Source organism: Streptomyces atratus (assembly GCF_014648655.1).
Taxonomy (GTDB): Bacteria; Actinomycetota; Actinomycetes; order Streptomycetales; family Streptomycetaceae; genus Streptomyces; species Streptomyces atratus.
This window is the reverse complement of sequence record NZ_BMRN01000033.1, coordinates 1-22,082: the sequence shown is the minus strand read 5'-3', so window position 1 is coordinate 22,082 and position 22,082 is coordinate 1. Positions and strand designations below refer to the sequence as shown.

18 protein-coding genes are annotated in these 22,082 nt (G+C 67.0%); 6 read left to right on the top strand and 12 right to left on the bottom strand.

Going from position 1 to position 22,082, the window contains the following annotated elements:
* Positions 1 to 2,349, top strand: coding sequence for a hypothetical protein (locus tag IEZ15_RS32770; protein WP_189280606.1), 2,349 nt, complete (start codon positions 1 to 3; stop codon positions 2,347 to 2,349).
* A 909-nt stretch (positions 2,350 to 3,258) separates the two neighbouring features.
* Here IEZ15_RS32770 and IEZ15_RS32765 read toward each other — a convergent pair.
* From IEZ15_RS32765 to IEZ15_RS45345, 4 genes are all read right to left on the bottom strand, one after another.
* Positions 3,259 to 3,990 carry an SDR family oxidoreductase gene (locus IEZ15_RS32765; RefSeq protein WP_189280605.1) on the bottom strand — a complete coding sequence of 244 codons (732 nt, stop codon included), beginning with the start codon at positions 3,988 to 3,990 and terminating at the stop codon, positions 3,259 to 3,261.
* A 92-nt stretch (positions 3,991 to 4,082) separates the two neighbouring features.
* Positions 4,083 to 4,961: an ABC transporter substrate-binding protein gene (locus IEZ15_RS32760; RefSeq protein ID WP_189280604.1), complete on the bottom strand. Its 879-nt coding sequence runs from the start codon at positions 4,959 to 4,961 to the stop codon at positions 4,083 to 4,085.
* Positions 4,962 to 5,118: 157 nt separating this feature from the next.
* Positions 5,119 to 5,874: an SDR family NAD(P)-dependent oxidoreductase gene (locus tag IEZ15_RS32755; RefSeq protein ID WP_189280603.1), complete on the bottom strand. Its 756-nt coding sequence runs from the start codon at positions 5,872 to 5,874 to the stop codon at positions 5,119 to 5,121.
* A complete protein-coding gene (locus tag IEZ15_RS45345) occupies positions 5,871 to 6,278 on the bottom strand; it encodes a recombinase family protein (protein ID WP_229846251.1) in 408 nt (135 codons plus the stop codon). The genes IEZ15_RS32755 and IEZ15_RS45345 overlap by 4 nt, the downstream gene beginning before the upstream one ends.
* Positions 6,279 to 6,695: 417 nt before the next feature.
* Here IEZ15_RS45345 and IEZ15_RS32745 point away from each other — a divergent pair, with 417 nt between their 5' ends.
* The 3 genes from IEZ15_RS32745 (at position 6,696) to IEZ15_RS32735 (ending at position 9,367) form a co-directional block, all read left to right on the top strand.
* On the top strand, positions 6,696 to 7,025 hold the full coding sequence (locus tag IEZ15_RS32745) for a hypothetical protein (protein WP_189280602.1): 330 nt from the start codon (positions 6,696 to 6,698) through the stop codon (positions 7,023 to 7,025).
* Positions 7,026 to 7,097: 72 nt separating this feature from the next.
* On the top strand, positions 7,098 to 7,703 hold the full coding sequence (locus IEZ15_RS32740) for an acyl-CoA-like ligand-binding transcription factor (protein ID WP_114248645.1): 606 nt from the start codon (positions 7,098 to 7,100) through the stop codon (positions 7,701 to 7,703).
* 119 nt (positions 7,704 to 7,822) lie between these two features.
* Positions 7,823 to 9,367, top strand: coding sequence for an MDR family MFS transporter (locus IEZ15_RS32735; protein ID WP_476726698.1), 1,545 nt, complete (start codon positions 7,823 to 7,825; stop codon positions 9,365 to 9,367).
* A gap of 320 nt (positions 9,368 to 9,687) precedes the next feature.
* Here IEZ15_RS32735 and IEZ15_RS32730 read toward each other — a convergent pair whose 3' ends face one another.
* Positions 9,688 to 10,200 (bottom strand): NUDIX domain-containing protein, encoded by a 513-nt coding sequence (locus IEZ15_RS32730; protein WP_189280601.1) that lies wholly within the window; start codon positions 10,198 to 10,200, stop codon positions 9,688 to 9,690.
* A gap of 289 nt (positions 10,201 to 10,489) precedes the next feature.
* Here IEZ15_RS32730 and IEZ15_RS32725 point away from each other — a divergent pair, with 289 nt between their 5' ends.
* Positions 10,490 to 11,056, top strand: coding sequence for a hypothetical protein (locus tag IEZ15_RS32725; protein ID WP_189280600.1), 567 nt, complete (start codon positions 10,490 to 10,492; stop codon positions 11,054 to 11,056).
* Positions 11,057 to 11,398: 342 nt separating this feature from the next.
* Here the strand turns inward: IEZ15_RS32725 and IEZ15_RS32720 are convergent, their stop codons facing one another.
* On the bottom strand, positions 11,399 to 12,001 hold the full coding sequence (locus IEZ15_RS32720) for a sigma-70 family RNA polymerase sigma factor (protein ID WP_189280599.1): 603 nt from the start codon (positions 11,999 to 12,001) through the stop codon (positions 11,399 to 11,401).
* 78 nt (positions 12,002 to 12,079) lie between these two features.
* On the opposite strand from IEZ15_RS32720, the gene IEZ15_RS32715 reads away from it, so the two are divergent.
* Positions 12,080 to 12,907, top strand: a complete 828-nt coding sequence (locus IEZ15_RS32715; protein WP_189280598.1) for an alpha/beta fold hydrolase — start codon at positions 12,080 to 12,082, stop codon at positions 12,905 to 12,907.
* Between the two features lie 601 nt (positions 12,908 to 13,508).
* Here IEZ15_RS32715 and IEZ15_RS32710 read toward each other — a convergent pair.
* The 6 genes from IEZ15_RS32710 to IEZ15_RS32685 all read right to left on the bottom strand — a co-directional run bounded on the left by IEZ15_RS32710 (position 13,509) and on the right by IEZ15_RS32685 (position 21,593).
* Positions 13,509 to 13,733, bottom strand: coding sequence for a hypothetical protein (locus IEZ15_RS32710; RefSeq protein WP_189280597.1), 225 nt, complete (start codon positions 13,731 to 13,733; stop codon positions 13,509 to 13,511).
* A gap of 661 nt (positions 13,734 to 14,394) precedes the next feature.
* Positions 14,395 to 15,168, bottom strand: coding sequence for an RNA ligase family protein (locus IEZ15_RS32705; protein WP_189280596.1), 774 nt, complete (start codon positions 15,166 to 15,168; stop codon positions 14,395 to 14,397).
* 1,327 nt (positions 15,169 to 16,495) lie between these two features.
* Positions 16,496 to 17,137 (bottom strand): HAD family hydrolase, encoded by a 642-nt coding sequence (locus IEZ15_RS32700; protein ID WP_189280595.1) that lies wholly within the window; start codon positions 17,135 to 17,137, stop codon positions 16,496 to 16,498.
* 369 nt (positions 17,138 to 17,506) lie between these two features.
* Positions 17,507 to 18,442, bottom strand: coding sequence for a hydroxymethylbilane synthase (gene hemC, locus IEZ15_RS32695; RefSeq protein WP_189280647.1), 936 nt, complete (start codon positions 18,440 to 18,442; stop codon positions 17,507 to 17,509).
* An 822-nt stretch (positions 18,443 to 19,264) separates the two neighbouring features.
* Positions 19,265 to 19,822, bottom strand: coding sequence for a DUF4232 domain-containing protein (locus tag IEZ15_RS32690; protein WP_189280594.1), 558 nt, complete (start codon positions 19,820 to 19,822; stop codon positions 19,265 to 19,267).
* Positions 19,823 to 21,092: 1,270 nt separating this feature from the next.
* A complete protein-coding gene (locus IEZ15_RS32685; RefSeq protein WP_189280593.1) occupies positions 21,093 to 21,593 on the bottom strand; it encodes a hypothetical protein in 501 nt (166 codons plus the stop codon).
* Positions 21,594 to 22,082 lie beyond the last annotated feature (489 nt).

Here is a 22,082-nt window from a genome sequence, read left to right as displayed (position 1 = left end):
GTGAGCATTCAGATAGATCAACCTGCGCGCCGTCGGCGCGTGTGGGGGCGCCTCGCGCTCGCCCTCACCGCCGCCGCAGCGGTGACCCTGACCGGCCTGCCCGGCCTGGACCAGGCGGAGGCCGCGAAGGCGCCCAACGTCAAGCCGATGCGGTGCGACGAGAAGTTCCTCAAGAACAAGTTCCCCTCCACCCCGGCCAATTCCGGGCCGCCGGACAGCCTTCCGTACGACGCGTGGCCGAACGACGAGAACTACACCTACGACAACCCCGCCAAGGCGTATGACGGGGTGCTGCCGCCGACCGACGCCCAGCGCGCGGCCGCGGGGAAGAATTACCGCAAGTGGCAGCGCAAGTACAACAGAACGAAGAACCCGGCGGACAAGGTCATGGAGATCTACGCCCGCTACAACAACCAGTACAACAACCCCAAGGGCTACCAGGACTTCAAGCGCTACCTCGACGTGCGCTACATCGGCAACCACGGCAACCCGCCCCGGGGTGAAGCGTTCGAGGCCCGCATGGTCAAGAAGTACAACATGATCGGTCCCGACTGGTGGTGCCAGGACCCGATCGAGTACACCGACCCTGAGACCGGCGAGAAGCGAACCCGCGTCGTGGACGCACACAACCGGCGCACCGAGCGCAAGGTTGAGATGAAGTCCAACGGCAAGATCGAGAACGACCAGCTCACAGCCGACCGGCAGATCGCCAAGGAGAGGCCGAAGTCGACGTTCCGGTACCTGACCGGCGCCAAGACCGAGGATTCGACGAAGAACAAGATCAAGCAGTTCGACGATGACCTCAAGCGGGACCGGGGCACCAACCGCACCCAGGCCGGGGTCAACGAACGCCGGTCGAACGCCATCGAGCGAACCCAGAAGCCGAATGTCTACACCAATTACGACAAGCGGTTCAACCCCGATCCACTCAAGGGTGGCCGGGGACCGATCATCGACCAGGCCCTGCGGTCGGGGAAGACGGTCGAGGAAGCGCGCCGGCTTCAGGCGATGTACAACCAGAACAACCGCGGCGGCTACTTCGGCCGCGGGCCGGGCGGCATCGACTTCTCCACCTTGGAGATCAACTACGTCGGTACCCCCGTCAAGGGCGAGGGCCTCGACTATTCGATGAGGGCCGACTACGTCAAGGACCCGGACGAGAACCCCGGCTACGGCGGTGACGCCAAGCTCCAGCTCACCTCGGACGCCTTCTTCACCTGGCTCGCTCTGACCCCGGACAAGTTCTGGGTCAACCTCAACCCGATCCGCCCCGACGTGATCATGGACAAGGAGTTTGCCAAGACCGATGCCGGGCGCGTCCTGCTGGAGGCCGACCTGACCCTCAAGCACGACTACGCGGATGCGATGAACCCCGACAAGTACGAGCGCGGGGAACGCTTCTGGCGGGCAGCCCCCCGCACCCCGGAAGGCATGCCGTGCCTGCCCATCATCCGCCAGTGGATCACCCCGAAGCCTGCGAAGATCCGGGAGCAGGACGGCGGCATCTACATCCTGGACGCCCCGCTCAAGGTCAACATGGAGGTCCCGACCGGACCCGATGTGCCGCCCAACGCCTGCAAGCTCACCGAGGCGCAGACCAAACAGGCCGAGAACCTGATCCTCTCGACGATCCAGCCGGAGCTCGAGCGCCGCGTCAACGACGACAAGTCCTACGCCGACCTGCGCCGCGTCTACTCTTCGAGGGTGGCTGCCGAGTACATCCGCCGCCAGGACGCGGTCAGCCCCACCGACTTCCGCAAGATCATCAACAGCAACGACGTCAAGCGGTGGCCGCTCAGGGCCGAGAACAAGGACTGGGACAAGAAGACCGTCTACGACAAGTACGTCGACTCGTTCAAGAACGGCGACTACAAGTTCGAGCGCGTCTACGACGGCAAGGTGTGGATCCTGTCCATGGGCGGGGTCGACTTCTCCAAGGCGCCGAAGAAGAACATCACCCGCACCCAGTTCAACACGCAGCACCGCGGCTTGGACAAGACCACCAAGACATCCGTCCGGGCCGAGGTGACCTACCAGGACAGTGAGACCGCCTACCTCGGCGGGTCCACCTCCGACCAGCCCACCAGCCCGGAGGACCCGAAGCCGACGCCGAACCCGACCGGTTCGAACGGCCCGAAGCCGACCGACACCCCGTCGACCCCCGCGCCCGACCCGTCCACGCCGGGCGGTGACAAAGCGACTCCGCCGGCGAAGGATCCGGACGGTGACCTCGCCCACACCGGCAACAACACCCCCGTCGGGATGATCGCCGCTGTGGCTGCGGCGCTCGCAGTCGCAGGCGGCGCGCTGACGTGGTGGACGCGACGGCGCAGGGCCGCAGGCAGCTAGCCCGTCCGACGGCGTCTTTTCACACACGCTGCCCCCGCACCCGCGCCCAGGGTGCAGGGGCAGCCATTTCCGTGCTCCGGCAGCACCTTCATCGCTCCCGCCACATGGACCAGATCCTCGTTCCGGCCCAGATTCCATTTCCGCAGCGTGCCGTCGAAGCGCCACGAAAGGAAAATGCGATCAGACGTTGCGCCCAACGAGCGAGGGCACGGCAGGCAATGAGCGGAGTGACGGCAGATGTACGGCAGGGCAGGCTTCGGCCGCCTCCTTCACCGCATGCTTTTGGCATAACCTCCCGCACCGTCACCACCGAAAGTGCGACAGGGCCGTTCGTTTTACGGTCCCCGCCGGGACGTGGTCCTGTTCCTGCTGCGGCGCGAACGTCCCGGCACTGAGGTCTGCGAGGAATTGCAAGGCTGGCGACCCGGCACCCCGCCCCCGGCACCGATCGGCCCCGACAACCCGGGCGCGGACATCCGCATCGGCTACGCCCGCTGCTCGTCCGTCAAGCACTACACCCGCAACTTGCAGCACCCGCTGGTGGGTTCCATGCCCCAAGCAGATCGAGGACTTCGCCTTCGCGCCGACCCTGCCGTTGCGCGTGGCACGGGAGATCACCCGGCTGACCGCTGAGGGAGCGCGTGGAGCAGGAGGCAGGCCCAGCCGCCGCGGGCGTCTCTGCGTGGGCGGTGCTTGAGGTCTGCGTGCGATTCGGACGCCACTGATCGGTGATCTGACAGCGCACAATCCCATAGCGAGCTGCGAGGCCGGGAAGGCCGGTGCCATGTTCCGACAGCACCTTGTCCATGAAGCAGCCGGAGCACCCGAAAGTGTCCCGGCTGTGTCTGTCATAGCGAGCGATCCGTCCTGTCCACCCCTCACTCGGTGGCTCCGCTGGAGGGAGCTGGTTCAGGAGAGCCAGTCGGTGTAGTGGGTGGGGGCAATGCGGGCATCGTTTCGGGCGGTGAGGACGTCACCGCGGACGGCGGCGAACATGCCGGCGGTGTCATCGGTGACGACAGAGCGCCCGTCGCTCTTGGCGGTCAGGGTGAGCCGGCCGAGTTCGTCGAGGGGGTAGACGTCGGGACCTGCGGTGTTGACGACGCCGTTCAGAGGGCTGCCTGCGGCGACTTCGGCCACGATGGTGGAGACATCCGCGGCGGCGATCGGCTGGATGGGCGTGCGTGGCAGGCGGACGGTGTCGCCGTAGGTGGTCATGGACAGGGTCGCGTCCATGAACTCCATGAACTGCGTGGCGCGGACGATGGAGTATGGGATCGGCCCGGCCTTGAGGATGTCTTCCTGAAGCACCTTCGCCCGGTAGTAGTCCATATCGGGCACTTGGTCCACGCCGACGATCGAGAGGATGACGAAGTGCCCGACCCCGGCCTTCTCGCTCGCGGCAAGAAGGTTGTCCATCGAAGTCTGGAAGAAGGCGAGCGAGGCGTCGTCGAAGGTCGGGGAATTCGTCAGGTTGATGACGACGTCGGCGCCCGCCACGGCCGCCTCCAGTCCCTTGCCAGTGATGATGTCTACGCCTGTGGACAGGGAGTGTGGTACGGCTTGGTGCCCGGCCGCGTTCAGGTTCTCCACGACCCGTGACCCGATCAGCCCGGTTCCGCCGATGACTGCGAACTTCATGGCATGTGCCTTCTTTCGATGATTGACGCCCCATATACACCTTATGAGGCTCTGATTGCCTGGACAGCGGTGGCGCCGACGTCGCCGGGCTCCTAGGGCGTGGCGGTTGCGGTGCGGTAGAACTCGGCTGCGGTGACGGTGGCGGGGACGCCGAGTTCGGCGGCGACCGCGGTGATGGCGGCGGCGCCGACGACGAGGTCGGCTTGGCCGTCGGTGGTGAAATATGGTGCGATGAACTTCTCGTAGTGCGCTCGGACTTCGTCTGCGGTGTGTCGGCCGAGGAACGTCTGGAAGTACCGGGCCGTGGTGTCGGGTTCGTTGTGGATCACCCGCAGGGCGCGACGGTGGGCTCGTACGACGGCCTGGACCGCGGGGTCGTCCGGGTGGATGTAGGTGGGGTCGACGGCCATGCCTACGGTGGGGATCTGGAAGTGGTCGCCGACCCAGGCCAGGACCTGCCAGCCGTGCTCGGCGGCTATCGCCTCCGGTGCCATGGTGCTGCCGACCAGGGCGGCGTCGATCCTGCCGTCGTGCAGCCAGCGCAGGTCCATGCCGTAGTCGCCGGGTGGGCGGACGGTGGTGTGGATGTCGCGGTCCGGGTCGAGGCCGGCCTGGCGCAGTACGATGCGGGCGAAGCACCCGGGTGCGGTGTGGGGGGCGTGTACCGCCAGCCGTCGGCCGGCCAGGTCGGCCAGGGAGGTCAGGCCGGGGCGGGCGAGGAACCAGAACAGCGGGCGGTGGGTGTTGACATTGAGTGCGACCCAGGGAATGCCATTGGTCAGTCGGGACAGCAGCGCCCGGCCGAGCCCGATGGTGGCGCCATGGCGCAGCCGCTCCTCGTCCCAGGAGCAGCCGTCGCGCAGCGCGACGTGGACGCCCTCATCGACGTAGTAGCCCTGCTGGTCGGCGATGTAGGCGACCAGTTCCTCGTGCAGGCCCCGCCCGACGTAGGCGAGATCGATCGTGTACATGAACGGTTTTCCTTGATCGTGTCACCGCCATGCGCCCGCGCGTGCCGCGGGCCCGGCTGCTGAGGCCCATGGTGCTGAGGTGACGGTGTGCCGGATGGGGTCCGGCCGTCGGCCGGACCGGGACGGTATGGCCCCGTGTGCGGAGGACAGCGGGGCGTCAGTACATGGACATCCCACCGTTGACCGCGGCCGTGGTGCCGGTCATGAAGGCGTTGTCCTCGCTGGCGTAGAAGGCGACCGCTTGGGCGACGTCGCCCGGGTGTGCCAGGCGACCCAAGGGGGTAGCGGCCACCTGCCGCTGCTTGTGCTCCTCGTCAAACACATGCGCCATGCGGGTGTCCTCCACCGGCCCGGGCTCGACGACGTTGACCGTGATGCCCCGCGGGCCCAGTTCCTGGGCGAGGTACCGGGCGAACTGCGCCAGTGCGGCCTTGGCCGTGCCCAGTGCGATCATGCCCTCCCGGGGCCGGCGGCTGAGGCCGGTACCGAGATAGATGATGCGTCCCCAGCCCTGTTCGGTCATGGCGGGCAGGACGGCTTTGGTGACCGCGAACGCCGCACGCATTTCGTCGTCGAGCTTGCCGCCCAGTTCTTCCCACGTCATGTCCTGGAACGGCTTGATCACATACGGGGTGAGTGCGTTGTGCACGAGCACGTCGATGCCGCCCCATGCCGCATGGACCTGCTCAATCATGCTCTCGACCGCCGCTACCCCGCGCACGTCGGCCTGCACGGCCATGGCCTGGCCACCTGCGGCCTCGATGCCGGCCACGACCTCATCGGCTGCCGTTCCGCTGCGGAGGTAGTTGACCACCACGCGCATCCCTCGCGCGGCCAGAAGGCCCGCGGTGGCCGCACCGATTCCCCTGCTGGCCCCTGTCACCAATGCCACCCTGCCTGTTACCCCAGTCACGCGCCCGCCTCCTGCCCATCATCGCGAGCTGTTGGCATGACCGCCCGGAGTTGTTCACCGTCGATGCCGGGGTGTACTGAATGGATCGCCCCGCAGAACACGGTGTCAACGGGTGCCCGCAGCAGATCGGCCGCGGTCCATTCGAGTTCGCGCGGCAACTGCGAGGTGAGCAGTCGCTCCAACGCGCCGCGAGTGATCTCACTCAGCAGCTCGGGCGACGCCGGCACCAGTCCCCGCCGGCGCCCGTCCCGGGCCCGGCCCTCGGGCTTCGGGCGTGACGCCTTAGCGCCGCTCGCGGTGTCGACGTGGATGTTGTCGCGGTCGACGCCGGCCCGCAGCAGGGCGTCGATCTGATGATCAGGGCTCTGGTCTGCCGTCGAGATGCGGCAGTAGCCGGTAAGCACTGTCGGAAACTACCCCAAGCACCATTCTCCGACGTTGATTTCCGACGCGGGTTGCCGACACCGCCCACCTGCGGGTTCATGATCACGGGGGCGAGTGTCGGCAGACGTCCGTTTGCCGACACTCGAGAGCCGGCCCGAAATCCAGGGGGAGATGCCGGATGGGGGCATCGCGGATCACGACGTGCAGTGTCCCGCCCATGACGGAGCCGGGGGTCGATGAGGTAGCTGGGCATGCGGCGGCCGGAGCCGCGGACGCCAATGCCCGGTCCGAGGGCTGTCTGTCCGCCGGAGACGCCGGCAATGGTGCAGCCCTCCTCCTTCCAGACTTTCCGGGCGTTGGTGCAGCCCTCGCTTCAGCGGTCGTCGAGGTAGGCCTTGTACTCGTCGAGGACGGAGGGCCGGTTCCACCACTGGCCGGTGAAGATCTCTCGCGGCGTCGGCGAGCTGCTTGACGGTGCAGCTGGTCATGCCGAGCCGCCGCTGGATCGAGCGCCGACTGTGCCCGGCTTCCAGCAAGGCGTGTACGGTGGCGTGCCGGACCCGGGTGTGGTCCGCGAACCGGTGACTTCGCGGCCAGGGCGAGCCGGATGGGTCAGCTGCTGGCGCGGCCTCGGGCTCAGGCACCATGAGGACGAGAACGCCCAGACAACGGCGATGCTGGGCGACGGTCCGCTCGGCTGCTTCGCTGAGGTTGTGCCAGAGGTGCAACCGGTCCGCAACCTGGATGGCCTGCGGGTCCCCGACTGAGGCGCCTCGGCGAAGAAGAGTGCCCAGTCCATAATTTTGCGCACCGCGCAAAATTGCATACCATGCACCTTCATGAGTGCCGATGACATGCCTCTCGGGCTGCGCGAACGTAAGAAGCGTGCGACGCGTGACGCCCTCGCGGACGTGGCGCTGCGCATGGCCGCGGACCGCGGATTCGAGAACATGACCGTGGAAGCGGTCACCGATGTGGTCGGCGTCTCTGTGCGCACCTTCTTCAACTACTTCCCGTGCCTGGAAGACGCGATCACCCGTCCCGACCAGGACAGCGCAGAGCGGGCCCGTCGGGCAGTGCTCAACGCACCGAAGGAACTCACGGCACTCAATGCTCTGCGTGAGGCGATCGGCCAGGAACTCGCCCATATCGAGGAGGGTCACGAACGCTGGGAGCTCCAGATGGCCGTGCTCAGGACGAGTCCTTCGCTGCTGCCCGGATTCCTGGCAGCCCAGGGCGCGGACGAACGCGCACTGGTCGCTGTCGTGGCTGAGCGCCTTGGCCAGGATCCCGAGTCCGATCTCTACCCTCGGCTTCTCGCGCATGTGACGATCGCTGCCGTGCGCGCCGCCGTCGAGCTCTGGGTGGCCTCCGGCCGTACCCGCACGTTCCAAAGCATCTATCGCGAGGCGTTCGCCTCGCTGGCCGCCGGTCTGAGCGGCTGAAGCACATCCGAAGCCCCCACCGGGGCCTTTCACCAGAGAATGAGGAACGTCAGCCGATGACCGCTGCCGTCACACCCGAAACCGGAACCGCCGGTGCGCCCGAGGGGGCCGCACCAGCTATGACGCGTCGTCATATACTCCAGGCCATGTCGGGCCTGATGGCCGGCATGTTCGTGGCCATCCTGGCCTCCACCGTGGTCTCCAACGCCCTTCCCAGGATCATTGCCGATCTGCACGGCAGCCAGTCCTCATACACCTGGGTGGTCACCGCCGAGCTTCTGGCGATGACGGCGACCGTCCCGATCTGGGGCAAACTGTCCGACCTCTACGACAAGAAGCTCCTCATCCAGCTCTCTCTTTCGATGTTCATCGTCGGCTCGCTCGTCGCCGGCTTCTCGCACAGTGTCGGCCTGCTCATCGTGAGCCGTGTCGTGCAGGGCATCGGCGCGGGCGGTCTCACCGCGCTCGCCCAGGTCGTGATGGCTGCGATCATCCCCCCGCGTGAACTCGGCCGCTACTCCGGCATCTTCGGCGCCGTCTTCGCCGTCGGCACCGTCGCAGGACCGCTCATCGGCGGCGTGCTCGTGGACACCTCCTGGCTGGGGTGGCGCTGGTGCTTCTTCATCGGTGTGCCGTTCGCCCTGCTCGCGATCGTGCTGCTCCAGCTGACCCTGAAGCTGCCCACGGTCCGCAGAGAGGTGAAGATCGACTATCTCGGTGCCGTCCTCATCATGAGCGGGGTCAGCGCCCTGCTGCTGTGGGTGACCCTCGCAGGCAACCGGTTCGACTGGGCTTCGTGGCAGACCGTCGCCCTGGTCACCGCCGGTGTGATCCTGCTGGTCACCGCAGTCCTGGTCGAATCCAGGGTCCAGGAACCGATCATCCCGCTGGACATCTTCCGCAACCGCACCGTGACGCTGACGACGGTGGCGAGCCTGCTGGTCGGCGTGGCCATGTTCGGCGGCACGGTATTTCTCTCCCAGTACTTCCAGATCTCGCTCGGCAAGTCGCCGACCGTCGCGGGCCTGATGAGCCTGCCGATGATCCTCGGTCTGATGCTTTCCACAACCATCGCCGGGCAGATCATCTCCGCCCGGGGCAAGTGGAAGGGCTTCCTGATCGCGGGCGGCATCATCATGACCGCGGGCATGGGCCTGCTGGCCACGATCAGCGCGGATTCCTCGTTCGGGCTGCTCAGCATCTACATGGCGGTACTCGGCGTCGGCGTCGGCATGCTGATGCAGAACCTGGTGCTGGCAGCTCAGAACGACGTGCCCGCTTCGGAGTTGGGCGCCGCGACCTCGGTGCTGTCGTTCTTCCGCAGCCTCGGTGGGGCGATCGGCACGAGCGCGCTGGGCGCCGTGCTCAGCCACCGGGTGGCGAGCGAGATGGAGAAGGGCTTCGGCGGGGCGGCGGACAACGGGGGCGCCGGACACGGCGTCCCCGACCTCACCACTATTCCCGAACCGGCCCGGCAGGTGGTCGAGCACGCGTACGGGGTCGCGACCGCGGATGTCTTTCTGATCGGAGCCCCCTTCGCCTTTCTCGCCCTGATCGCGGTGCTGTTCATCAAGGAGAAGCCGCTCAAGACGCAGAGCGGCATGGAGCGGCTCGCGGAGGAGAACGCCGCCGCGGCAAAGGCGCAGGCTGCCCCGACGCACTGAGCCCACCGAGTCCCAGGAGCCAAGAGCGGGCTGCTGCGCCACGCTGCCCGGCACCGGCTGCGGCCCGACCTCGCCCCGGACGACATCGCGTGACTCGGGCACGCCGCCCCCTACTGCGACCCCAGCCCCTGCTCGGGGCTGCAGATCTGACACAGTGTCGGATCCGCTGCGGCACCCTTGGGGCCCTGGACGAGGTAATCGAATTCAAGGACGTGGACAGCGGCGGCGGCGTCGGTCACGTCCGGACGCGACGCGGCAACGGGGCGGTGGGGTGTTCACGTTGCTGTCGCCTGTACGCCGACCGGAAGGGTGGCAGGACGTCAGGTCTGGTGGCAGGTAGGGTCGAATCCGTGGTGCAGGTAGACAGCGGTGCCCTGAGCCAGCGCACCTGAGCAGGCGTGCAACCGCCGGACCATGTGCGGGGCAAGGAGGGTGCCCCACTGGTCGGAGGAGGCCAGTTGCCAAGCGGTGAGCTCGTCGTGGTCGAGCTGGATCCGTTTCCGCGCCTCGCGTTCCGTGATCAGGCCGCCGTCGAAGAGGTAGTTGGCCAGCGGCGGGCGCCCGTCGGCCTGCTCCGGTACCCAGTCGACGGCCAGCAGCCGACCCGGCGTGAGATCGATGCCGAGCTCCTCCTTCACCTCGCGCCGGACCGCCTGCCGCGGGTCCTCGCCGCTGTCCAGTCCGCCGCCGGGGATCTCCCAGGTGCCGTCGCCGTAGGACAGCTGAACCAGAAGAATGCGACCAACTGCGTCGTGGAAAATTGCTCCGGCACCGGCGATCTGCTCGGGCAGGGAGGCATAGTACTCAGCGGGTGGGAGATGCGCAGTGCTCATGGAGCGGGACGCTAACCGCACCACCCGCGGCATCCACGACGCATCCTCAGCCTGGCACAGAAGAGTGACAAACCGGTGTGATTCTCATGCCAGAGCCAGAGCCTGATGCTCGGTCAGTTCACTGCGGTAGCACCGGTTGGTTTTGTACACAGGCACCGACGGCAGATGCTCATGCTGATGAGCAGCGGCTAACCGGTGCGCCCCGCCCCGGGCTTGACCGGGCCGCCTCCTGCTGGGCTTTCCTGCTCGTCAGCTCTCCCGGGCAGGCTGTTGCCCCGAGGGGACGGACATGCTGCAGGTGCCGTGGTCCTCCGTCGGGGAGATCGAAGGGTGCTCCAATGCCGTGCAGCTGCGGTGGCGGCTGTTCTCCAACGTGCGGGAGGCCCTGGTGGAGCCGCCCGAGCCCGCCTACGTCGACCAGGGCGAGCATGTGCCGGCGCCGTGTGTGTTGCACCCGGAACAGATTCGCGAATACCCGCCGGACCACATCCTCGACAAGGAGCAGGCGAAGTGCCTCGATGCCTGGGCGGAGGAGCGGTCGGTGGACTACCGGGCGGATCTGTCCGTCGTCCCCGGCTGGAAGCTGAGCGGCTGGCCGGCTCACTTCACCTTCCGTGACCCGACGGACTCCGACGAGCCGCACTGCGGGGAGTGCGAAGGGTCCGTGGAAGCGCTGCTCACCGTCAACAGCAGCGAGTGGGAGCGGCGTCCGGCCGAGGACGGCGAGGAGGCGGCCGGGCATCCGTACCGGAACGCGCACACGCCCACTCTGGTGACCGTCGGACGCGGCTACACCCTCCAGTTCTACAGCTGCGTCAGCACGCCGCCCCACCTACCACAAACGATCACGCAGTAGCGCAGACACCGGGGGCGGGAAGCCGGGCGGCCCCGCTCCTCCCCGGTGCCTTACGGCTACAGCGAGCGGCGACCACACGCGGCCCGCGAGAAAGGCCACGGGTTGCTGTCCTCACTCGCGAACATTCAGGTCGGCCAAGCCCCGCCGGTGTCAGTGGTGTGACCTCCGTCAGAACGAAAGCGACACGGTGACCTCGATGAAAGAGACACCGGTCATGCACTTGCCCGAGCGCGCACTTCCCCGTCACCGGCTGTGTCAGCTTCCGAGGGAGTCGTGATGACTCTGCAGTCCTGATCAACCACTGTGAGCTTTGATGCCGCCCGCTCATTCGGCCGCAGAGGCTCAGGCGTCGCTCCTGAGCTGGTCGCGTTGAATCCGGTGAGCGAGGGTGCGACGCATGGAGGCTGATGCCGTGACGGTGGTGGACTTCGCGGGAATGTCGAGACCACGGCTGATCTCGTCGTACGCGTCCCGGTAGCTGCCGGGCATTTCAGCCTGGTGCAGCATCAGGTCCTCTTCGAGGAGGCGCCGCAGCTCGTCGACGTTCTGAGGAGTGAATCGCTTCTTCCCCCGGGCGATGGCGTTGACGTAGCGGGTGCAGCGGGCGGTGTCGAAGGTCTCGGAGATTTCCTCGGCGAGACCCCAAAGGCGCCCTTCGAGCCATGGGATGTCGTACTGGTCGAGGGAGAGTCCCATCGGAGACGATGGGGCACCCACCTTGCGCTTCGCGACCTGCTTGGACACGGCGGGCTGACTCATGTTGGTGAGCTGGGCAATTCTGTCCTGGGTCCAGCCGAAGCCGGCGAAGAGTTTGATCATTTCGGCGCGCAGCTTCCGCATCTCCTCGCCCGCGCGGATGAGCTCGTTCATATCGGCAAGCATGCGCTCGGCCTGTTCCTCCGTCAGTGCCTCGGGGTTCTGGTGCGTGTCCTCTTCGGCTGCCATAGCTCGGTTATATACCCGAGCACCCTGTCAGTCATAACCAGGTTGTACAACCTGGTTATGACTGACAGGATCCAGGTCATGCCATCCTTCTCTGCACCTGACGGAACCCAACTCGCCTACCGCGTGATCGGAGACGGCGAACCGGTTGTCTGCCTCCCGGGCGGTCCCACGGACTCTCTCTACCTCGGCGACCTCGGCGGCCTGTCCACGCACCGTCAGCTGATCGTTTTGGATCTTCGCGGCACCGGCCGGTCCGCGATCCCCGAAGACACCTCTTCCTACCGCTGCGATCGCCTGGTCGACGACGTCGAGGCGCTGCGTGAACACCTCGGTCTCCCCCGGATGGACCTGCTCGGCCACTCCGCCGGCACGAATGTTGCAACGCAATACGTGGCCCGGCACCCGGAGAACGTCAGTCGGCTCGCCTTGATCGGTCACAGTCCCCGAGCTGTTGGTATAGCGATCACTGGAGAGATGCGACGCGAGCACGCGCAGCTTCGGAAGAAAGAGCCGTGGTTCCCGGCGGCGTTCGCCGCCCTGGAAGCGATTGCCGAGGGCACGGGCGGCGACTGGGAGGCCATCGCGCCCTTCTTCTGGGGTCGTTGGGACGCCGAGGCACAGAAGCACCATGCGGCCAGCCGGCCGAGCAACAAGGAAGCTGTCGCTCTCTTCGCAGCCGAGGGTGCCTTCGCCCCGGAGACCACTCGTGCCGCGCTCGCCGACTGCGAGGCACCAGTCCTGCTTCTCGCGGGAGAGTTCGACTTGAACAGCCCCCCTCAGTCAGCGGCCGAGTTCGCGACGCTGTTCCCCGATGCCACACTCGTGGTGCAGCCGGGAGCGGGCCACTACCCCTGGCTCGACGACGCCGACCAGTTCGTGGCGACCACTGCGGCATTCCTGCGGTAGAGACCTCTGCTCCCGCCCACCGGACCGGAGTCGGATACAAGACCGTATCCATCTGTCCCCCAGCGGCAGAAGCACCCTCGCATGGCCACATCGCCATAGCCACGACGGGACACGCGTCCCTTGAGGACAGGTTCGCCGGAGTCGAGTCTCGTTACGGAGTTTCGTCGCCGGTCAGCGGGTCCGGCACGAGTCCGAAGAAAAGAACCCGCGCCTCGAGCCACGGGCGATATTCCGCTGGGCAGGAATGATTACAGACGGCCAGGACACGTGCTCACCTCCACGGCAAAGTTGACTGAGCAATCCGCTCCAGGTTGCCAGACCTGCGTCGTTGATAGGCCTGACTGACCTCACTACCATCAAAGATGGCACGCTCCAGCCCGCGATCGATGAACCTCGATGCGGAACTGCTGACGCTGGCCGCTCAAGATGTTCTTCCAACCGACCTGATACGGCGTCTGTTCCAGCACGCGGAGACCCGCCGCTCAGTAGCGTTGCTGCGCCGAGACCCGAGGAGGAGCTGACCGCGCAGATCATTGCGCTCTGCTCCATCCACACACTGGCCGCCAACTGCTCGGCGCCCGCAGAAGTCAGGGCCGCCTGGTCAAGCATCCGCAGTCGTCGGTCCGGGCGGCGAACGCAGCCGACACTCCGCCAGAAGGAGGATCTCGAAAACCCGGCACCAGCGGCGGTGCCGGTGGAAGTCCACCCTCCGGTCCTCGTACGGGTGGCGCAGCGTCATGTCCAGGTGGCCACCGCCGCGTCCCTTGAAACCCGGCAGGCCGCCGAGCAGGCCCAGCAGCGTGAAGTTGCCTCCCTGGCCGGGCACCCGCGCCCCACCGTCGCTCTCACCCCCAGCATGTTCCTGGACCAGGGGATCAACTCGCCCTCCGAGAAGCGCGTGCGCCGATACAGCCACTCCCACGAAAACTCCACCCAGAAGCCGCCCGGCCGCCGGGAATCTCCCACCACCCAGCAGCCGTCGATCAGCTCCGGCGGCCCCAGAGCCACGTTCATGCAAGTCACCGGCCGATTGGATCGCATGTTCCAACCGGTCTGAAGGAGCTCCGAGCAGGTACCGTACCCCGTCAGCCGGAAGCCCCCACGCTCTTCTTCCGTCAGCCGGGTGGTACGCCAAGGACAGTTCGGAGACGGGGACGGGTAGCCGCACGGACTCCGCGATCACCTGAGTAAGCCTCGCCCTCGACCACCATCGAACTGGGCAGGGTTTCGCGGCGGGCCACATTCTCGTTCCACGCCTCTTCGCAGCACGTGGTGTTCAGCGGGCCGCGCAGCCGGGCCCCGCCCAGGAGAGTGGGCGAGGACGGCGTCCGCCGCCTGGGGCATGGCGGCGAGTTCGTCCAGGATGCCGGCCGCGACCGCGGGGCGGCGCTTGCCGCCAATGGTGCATGCAGCCCCCGCCGCGCCTCGACGGAGCGGGTCACGGCCTCGCGGGCGGGCCGCCGCCACTGCGGCCGGCCGCGAAAAGGTCAGCGATTACGTGTGTTCTGGGGGCGGCGCTTGAGGGTGCGCCGGTAGTCCTGGAACCGGGCCTTGGCAATCACCGAGCGGTCGCCGCTGCGGAGAACGATGCCCTCGGGGTGGCCGCCCGCGCCCTCGTCCAGGGCAACGCAGGTCGTCGGCAGACGATCGGCGAGGAACGTCTGCATCTCAGCAACGCCAGTCGGCAGGTCGCCCGCGTCCACCATGGCCAAGCGCGGGACGAGCTCAATGTCTTCGGCCTTGGCGGCCTGGATCAGTGCGTACTCGGAGAGGAACCCTTGCCCGCCGCCCTCACGCCAGCCGGAGATCTGGGCCCGCGGCCGCTCCAGGACGTCGAGCGGGACGTCGGCCGCGTCGAACATGCGGCAGCCGACAGTGCGGTTACTGGTGTATTCGCGGCTGGCCGCGGTGACCTTACCGCCGTACACCTCCAGGTACAGGACCCGGATGCCGCTGGTGGGCGGAGTGATGCGGTCGGCGAGGGGACGCAGCGCGTCGGCGATACCGAGGGCGGGGTTCCCGATCAGGTCGCCCCGGGCGTAGAGAAGTTCCTCTCTGCTACCGAGGACGTAGTCACCGCCGGGAAAGCTGATGATTCGGCCGTTGGTGCCGTCGACCTTCTCGGTGAGGTACACATCGCCGTTGAACGCGGTCGCCTCCTCGATGAGGCCGCCGTTCTTCGGGTCGAGCACGTGGTAGGTGGGGATCGACGGATACTTTGTCGCCGTGTTGAGGGCAGCGAGGTCGATGGTACGGATCACGGTGCGCTGTCCTTCCTGATTGAGGTGAGTGTCGTGAACGCCGGGGCGGAATGCGGAACAGGGCCGTAGTCAGAACTAGCCGCATGACAGCAGGAGCCAGCATCGAACGTCCTGCAGCGAGCTCAGGCCGAGGCCGCAGGGCGGCGGTGAGCTTGGCATCCCACCCTGCGCTGACAACCCATTCGGCGAGCTCGGCCAAGTCAACAGCCCCGTACGTGGCCGCGGGCCACGGTGATGACGTGCGCAGCAAGCGTGCACCGTGGCCCGGCATTTGAGCAATACGTTTTGATCTCGACGTCCACGTGGCCCGCGCACTGGTGCAGTGGTACTTGTACATGTCGCCGCAGGGCTGCACGTGTTCGTTGCCAAGACTGACCTCGGTACACGCCGTCCGGCACGCAGTCCCCCATGGTCCGTACTTCGTCGAGTGTTCGTCGGCCGCGTCATGGCGGCCGGCCCGCCCCGCGACAACTGCAGCCCTCATGTGGAATGGCCCGCGGGCGGCGGCCTCATGGCCGACAGGGGGTGGGCAGGCATCGATTGCCTGCTCCGGTGCGCGCGGGCCTGATGCGTGGGCTCGAGCGGCGAAGAAGACCTCGGCTCGGACATAGCCGACGGCGGAGTCCAAGAGGAGATCGTCCGAGCCCGAGGGAGCCCAGCGCATCAGCTCGACGAGTCGTGCGGACAGGTCATGGGTTCCGTATTTTGTAGGCTACGGAGTCGGCACAGCGGTACACCGCGACACGGAGCATGGCAAGGTCACGTCCGTCGGTGCCGGCCGGGCCCTGTGTCGCGCGGGCGAGTTCGGCCAGAAATTCGCGGCCGGCGGCCCGGGCGATCCGCAGATACTGGGCAGACAGGCGCCAGGCTGTGGCCTGGGCCGACCGCGGACCTCAACTCAGGCAGCCAACCGGACCGGCCCGTCGTCCGGACGTCGTATGCGGTGATTGCCGCCGACAGGGCGGGCAGTACGTCACACGTCCGGGTGGACGCATACTCTCCGTCGGTTGTGAGCTCGGACGGGTCCACACCGAGGGGTGCGGCGATCGCTCGAGAGGTCGCCGGTATCGCCTCGCTCACGCCGCTCGATGTTTCGGATCCTGCCCAGGGCTACGCACGTGGCGCCGACCATCTTCTGCTGAGTCGTGCTCGGGCGGGCGAAGCTGCGGTAGTACGCGATTCATCGGTCTGCCAGGCCAGTTGAGGACGGCGGCATACGTGGTCCGTTCACGGCCTCCGCTTCGGGCCGTACCGGGATCTTCATCTCAAAGGTATGCATACGGTTCCACCCGAGGGCTTGAGTTCAGGTGAGGGCCGTCTGGCTGTGTCACTCGCTGACGATGCCGGTCAAGTCCGTGAGCGAAGTGATCGACCACTCCGCGGTGGCAACGACGTCGGGGGCGTCGGCCCACCAGTGTCCCCACGGCCCGCGGCGAATGTGGGCGGGCCGCAGTCCTGCAGCCTTGGCAGGGAATACGTCGTTCGCCGGGTGGTCGCCCACGTAGACGGTCTCGTGAGGGGCGGCTCCTGACGCAGCGAGTACACGTCGGAAGAACTCCGCATCCGGCTTGGCGACACCCCACTCCGCCGACGTGGCGACGAGGTCGGCAGGAAGGCCGAGCGCGCGGAGCATCTCGCCGGCCTTGCTGGTCTGGTTCCCGGCGACGATCACACGGATGCCGAGATTGCGAAGTCCTTCAAGAGCAAGGCGTACATCTGGGTAGAGGTCTGTCTCGTCGAGGTACTCACCCTGGCCGGCTGCTTCGCGGGCAGCATACTCGACGGCGATGTCGATGTCCGGGCGGACCATACGCAACGCCTCTGTGTTGTCGCGACCTTGGGTGACGACGGCACCGACGAGGGCACTGATCGTGTGTCGTGGGACGCCGAGCCAGTCGGCCCAGGATGCCCAGTAGCGGTCGTCTCGGGTGAGGGTTTCTCCGATGTCGAACACGACTGCGCGAATCATGGGCCGCATCCTATTGCGGGCGCCCGAATCCGAGTACTGAATGTTGCGGCAGTCATCAGAACTCACACGCCACTACGGGTCACCGTCTCCGCCGTCGCCGAGACACGTCTGCCCATTCCGGCCGACAGCTCCATGACCGCCGCCCTTCCCCACGGGGCCAGGACCAGCAGGACCGATGTCGCCCTTCGACCTGCGCAGTACAGAGACGGCATCTGTAGTGGTCAAAAGGTCGGCTTGGTTCAAGCCCTCCTACAGCGACGTCCAAGGAAGAACATGCGCCGATGCGTCCGGAGCCCGATGCTGGATCCTGTACGCGGCCTGCAACAGTGGTCTTGAGTCCGGTGAGACGTCCGGTACTTCGGCTGGGAGTCAGTGCGCGATGCCGTCGATCAGCTCGCGTGCGCCTTGGCGCAGCAGGCTGACGGCGACGGAGGTGCCGAGGGTGGCGGGGTCGAGGGGGCCGGCCCATTCGTGGGCGTTGAGCACGGTCTTGCCGTCGGGCGTGAAGACCTTGGCCCGTAGTGAAAGTTCGCCGTTTCGTTCCACCTGTGCGTATCCGGCGATGGGGCTGTTGCAGTGGCCTTGCAGTACGTGGAGAAACATCCGCTCGGCGGTGGTCTCACGGTACGTGGCGGGGTGGCCGAGTGGGCTGACGGCGTCGATCAGGGCGGTGTCGCCTTCGCGGCACTGGAGGGCCAGGATCCCGGCTCCGATCGGTGGGCACATCACCTCGGGCGACAGAATCTCGGTGATCACGTCGGTGCGGTCGATGCGTTCGAGTCCGGAGACGGCCAGGAGCAGGGCGTCGGCCTCGCCTGCGGCGAGTTTCTCCAGGCGGCGGTTGGCGTTGCCGCGCATCGGTACGCATTCCAGGTGCGGGTGGGATGCGGCCAGCTGAGCGATGCGGCGTACGGAGGAGGTACCGATCCGGGAGCCTGCCGGGAGCTGGTCGAGCTGCAGGCCGTCCGGGTGGATGAGGGCGTCGCGGATGTCGTCGCGTTCGAGGAAGGCGGCGAAGGTGGTCCCGGCGGGCAGGGGTCGGTCGGCCGGGATGTCCTTGACGCAATGCACTGCGAGATCCGCCTCCCCGGCCAGCAGTGCCTGGTCGACTTCCTTGGTGAACGCGCCTTTGCCCTCGACCTGGGCAAGGTCACCCATCCATTTGTCGCCGGTCGTCTTGACGGGGACGACTTCGGTGGCAGTGGTGGGGTGGAGCGCGGCCAGCTCAGCACGGACGCGCTCCACCTGAGCGAGGGCCATGGGCGAGTCGCGGGACACGATGCGGATCAGCTCAGGGGCAGACATGCCGCTCACGATAGCCCGACAGCTGCGAGTTCCGGTGAGCACCCCGGATGCCCATGTCGCGGTAGTGGCAAGCAAGTTGACTCGATCGGTCAGGTGTGCGAGGAACATATCGACGCGGGACTGGTGGTCGTTGGGACATGTGGGTTGCGGCAGCAGGTCGACGACGACGTGGAGACCGCCGGGTCCAGCAAGGCCGAGAAGGTCATCCAGGCGGTGGAACTTTCCGGGTCGGCATTCGGTGTACGCCAGGGCGAGCGGCGGTCCGCTGTAGGTGTCGAGCCAGGTGTCGGCATCGGCCGCCGCGAAGGCAACGCGCGAATCGGTGCCGAGGTACTCGGCTGCGACGGTCTGCCGGGCACTGTCCGTCTCGACGCCGGTCAGGCGGGCATCAGAGCTCATGCCCTGGAGCAGCCAGGCGGCCCCCCTCGCTGCCTCCGGCCCCGAGCTCGACCATGCGGCCGTGCGGCTTCGAGGCGGCGAGGGTGGGCGAGGGTGGCGAGTAGGGATCCAGAGCGGTCTTCGCACGACACGGGAAACCCGAGCTGCGCCGCGTCGACGAGGGCGCCGTCGAAAGCGGCCGGGCGGAAGCAGGGCGGTCGTCCACGCCGTTCCTCCAGGGATGTGGGCACCTGCTCGGCGGCGGAACATCAGGCTCCTGAGTAGGGTCGCAGTCGGCGCTGCCGTGCCGCCCCCGCGTGCGCCTCAGCCCTGCTCCGCCTTGAGCTGAGCGCCGAACTCCGCATGCCAGTGGAGAGGCTGACACCGTTTCAGCATGGTGTCGGCGGCATCCCACAGTGGCAGGGCTACGACGCCCTCCAACCGTCAGGAACCGGCAGCGCGGAAGGCAGTAGCACGGACAGTGCTGCCGCAGAGCGCGAAGTCGCCACCGTCATCCGGCGCCAGCTGCTGCCTCCCGCCCGCAACACCCACCACGATCGAGGGCGCGACGGAAGGTGCGGCGCCGGAGGCGCAATATCCGCCCGCCTCGCCAAGAACCGGCGTAAAGGAGAGTTGCGTAGAGGCCCGGCCGCCGACCGCCAGTTGCACTGGCCCCACCTTGCCCTGCCGGACGACATTGAGGGGTTTGTTCCTGTCCGGTGAGCCCTGACCCGCTAGAGCCACGGTGGGAAAGCCACTCAGCACGCACGGATTCGGACCCTGGTTGATGACGGTGATCCGTACCTGGCTGGGCTCCATCCGCTGCGCACTGTTCGCGACGAGTTGGGTATTCGTGCATGGGGCAACCGGGGCCCGCCCAAGGGCGGCCCTGTCTACCGATGCCCCGGAACCGGTACCTGCCATCAGGCACCCAACCAAAGCACCTGCCACGAGCAACACAGACGAGTACTTGGTCACGCTGCTTCCCGATGTGTAATTCATGGGCTGTCCTCCCACGGTTCACAAGACGCCTCAAAACCCCGGCCGCCAAATGCTCTCCGGCTGATTCGACAACCGGGCCCGACGGAGCGCTGGACCGGAATCGTCACGAGGCTGAATGACACCACCCCGCTCCGTACCGGCTTCCACCCCCTCCCAGCGTCGCACCAACCCCCGCCATCGGCCCCCGTGAGGCTCTGACCTGGTCGTGACCTCGGATGGTGCACGGCCGACCACGCAAGAAGAGAGCCGTAACCGTGCGCCACCCCGTGAGCACAGGACCGATCTGTGGTCGTACTCGCCGTCGGGCCAGGCGTACCGACTCGCTGTGGATTCCGATTACGCGCAAGGCTGAGGCAAGCCACCACTGCATTCGGTCATGCTGGTCCGGCCGTCGATGGCCGACACGTCGTCCCGGCTGACGACGACTGTCGCCGGCTTCAGGGAACTGGCTCCTTGTTCGGCACGGCGCCAGTGGCCTGCGCACTCTCGTTCCCACGCGTGTGGGGGCTGACTCCGGCAAGCCCACGGCGATCGACGACGCCGCGCGCCTCTCCCCGCGCACGTGGGGCTCCCCGCGCGCAGGAATGAAGCCAGCAGTGGTCGATGCCCTCTTTGCCCCTGGCCTCGTCACACGCGCATTTGGGCCGGTTCACGGCCAGGGAGCGCCTCTGGACGACCGCTCTCGGCACGTGTGCGGGTCCTCACCATCATGGGTGAACACCACGCTCGTCGTGATCCGCGCCGTCCTCAGCCCGACCTCCGCGCACTCGTCGGAGCCTCGGAGCCTGACTCTGCAGCGAACGCCGCGTGCACCGCCCACTCGAGGGAGAACAACAACGCCAGGGGCACCAGTAGTAACCCAACCGCCCGCCTGCACCGCCCACGCCTGTCAACCTGGAACACGGCATCCCGCACACACCAGAGGCAATCAGGGTCACATACCGGCCCCACGCTTCGGCACAGCCCCTCAATCGTGCGATCCGTCTCCGTCCACCACAGAGCTACAGGCCACGGGGCCGGCAGTGCCTTCGCCCTGGGCCTGTGATCGCCCAAAAGCACAGCGCCATCGTCCGGCGAACTGCGGGTGGCAACGGTCCGGCAGATGCGAGGCCTCACTCACAACGCTACGAGCAGGGCCCGACAGCGCAGTCCCGGGGCAGTCCCGGCCCCTGCAAGCGAGGAGCCGTACCACGCACCCGTGGGAACCGGGGCTGCGCCCGCGGTAGCACGCACTGTCGATTCCGCGCGGTTTGGCCACCGTACTTGCAGGTCAGGCCTTGGCCGCAGGACTTTCATCAGCGGAGATCCTGAGAAGTCGGGCGATGGAGTCTTCGAGATGGGAACGACGTACCAGCGTGCATTCCAGTGGCGCGCACACTTCGAAGGCGAGGCGCTGCACCCGCGTCTCGCCGGTCAGCAGTACCTGAAGGCTCTCGGGCCCACCGGTTTCTTCACGGCCCATCAGGACCTCGACAGTCAGCAAGGTGACCTGTCGCAATCCGCTCTGTCGCTCGCCATCAATCAGCATGAACTCCTTCTCGTACGGGCCTTCGGGTGGGGTTGCCAGCAGCCACTGGGCGAACGCGGCGGACCGTGGCGCACCGCCACCCAGTGGCACGCGTCCGATGAAGTAGGCATCGAACCACCAGGTTCCGTCCGGCTCTTTGAGGATGGCTATCCACAGGTCGTCCACCGGCGTTCCCGGGTAGTGAGTGCCACGCCAGCCGAGCCGAAAGACCGACCCGGTCTCATCACGATCGCCGAACAGCATCGAGCCTTCCTTCCACCTCGGGACTTCGAACACTCCCACGCCGGAGTGTACGGAGAAGCATCTCCCGAGCCGAAGCCCACAAGCCGTCCGCGTACTCGCTCAAGCGCAGAGGTAGGCACAAGGTCATGTGCAGACAGTGGGCCACAGTATTGGTACCGGGGGGGGCAGGCCGCTGCCCGCTATGGCCGGCTGGCCGCGTGAGGTCGGCCGAAACACGTGCCGGCACCGCCCTGATGGGTGCCCGTCTCCACAGCCCGTCGACCCGGCACTTCCTTTCTCTCGACCCGGTCCACGACGGAAAACTCAACGGCTACGAGTACGCCCACGGAGGTCCCGCCAACCGGCTGGATCTCGACCGCCGCTGGAGCAGGAGCAGGACACGGTATGAACCGCCCCGGGTTCGGTAGAGATCTCAGATTGTGGTTGTGACCTGGGGTTTCGTGAGTTCCTTGTAGTAGTTGGCTTCGTGCTCGGCGGGTGGGATGTGCC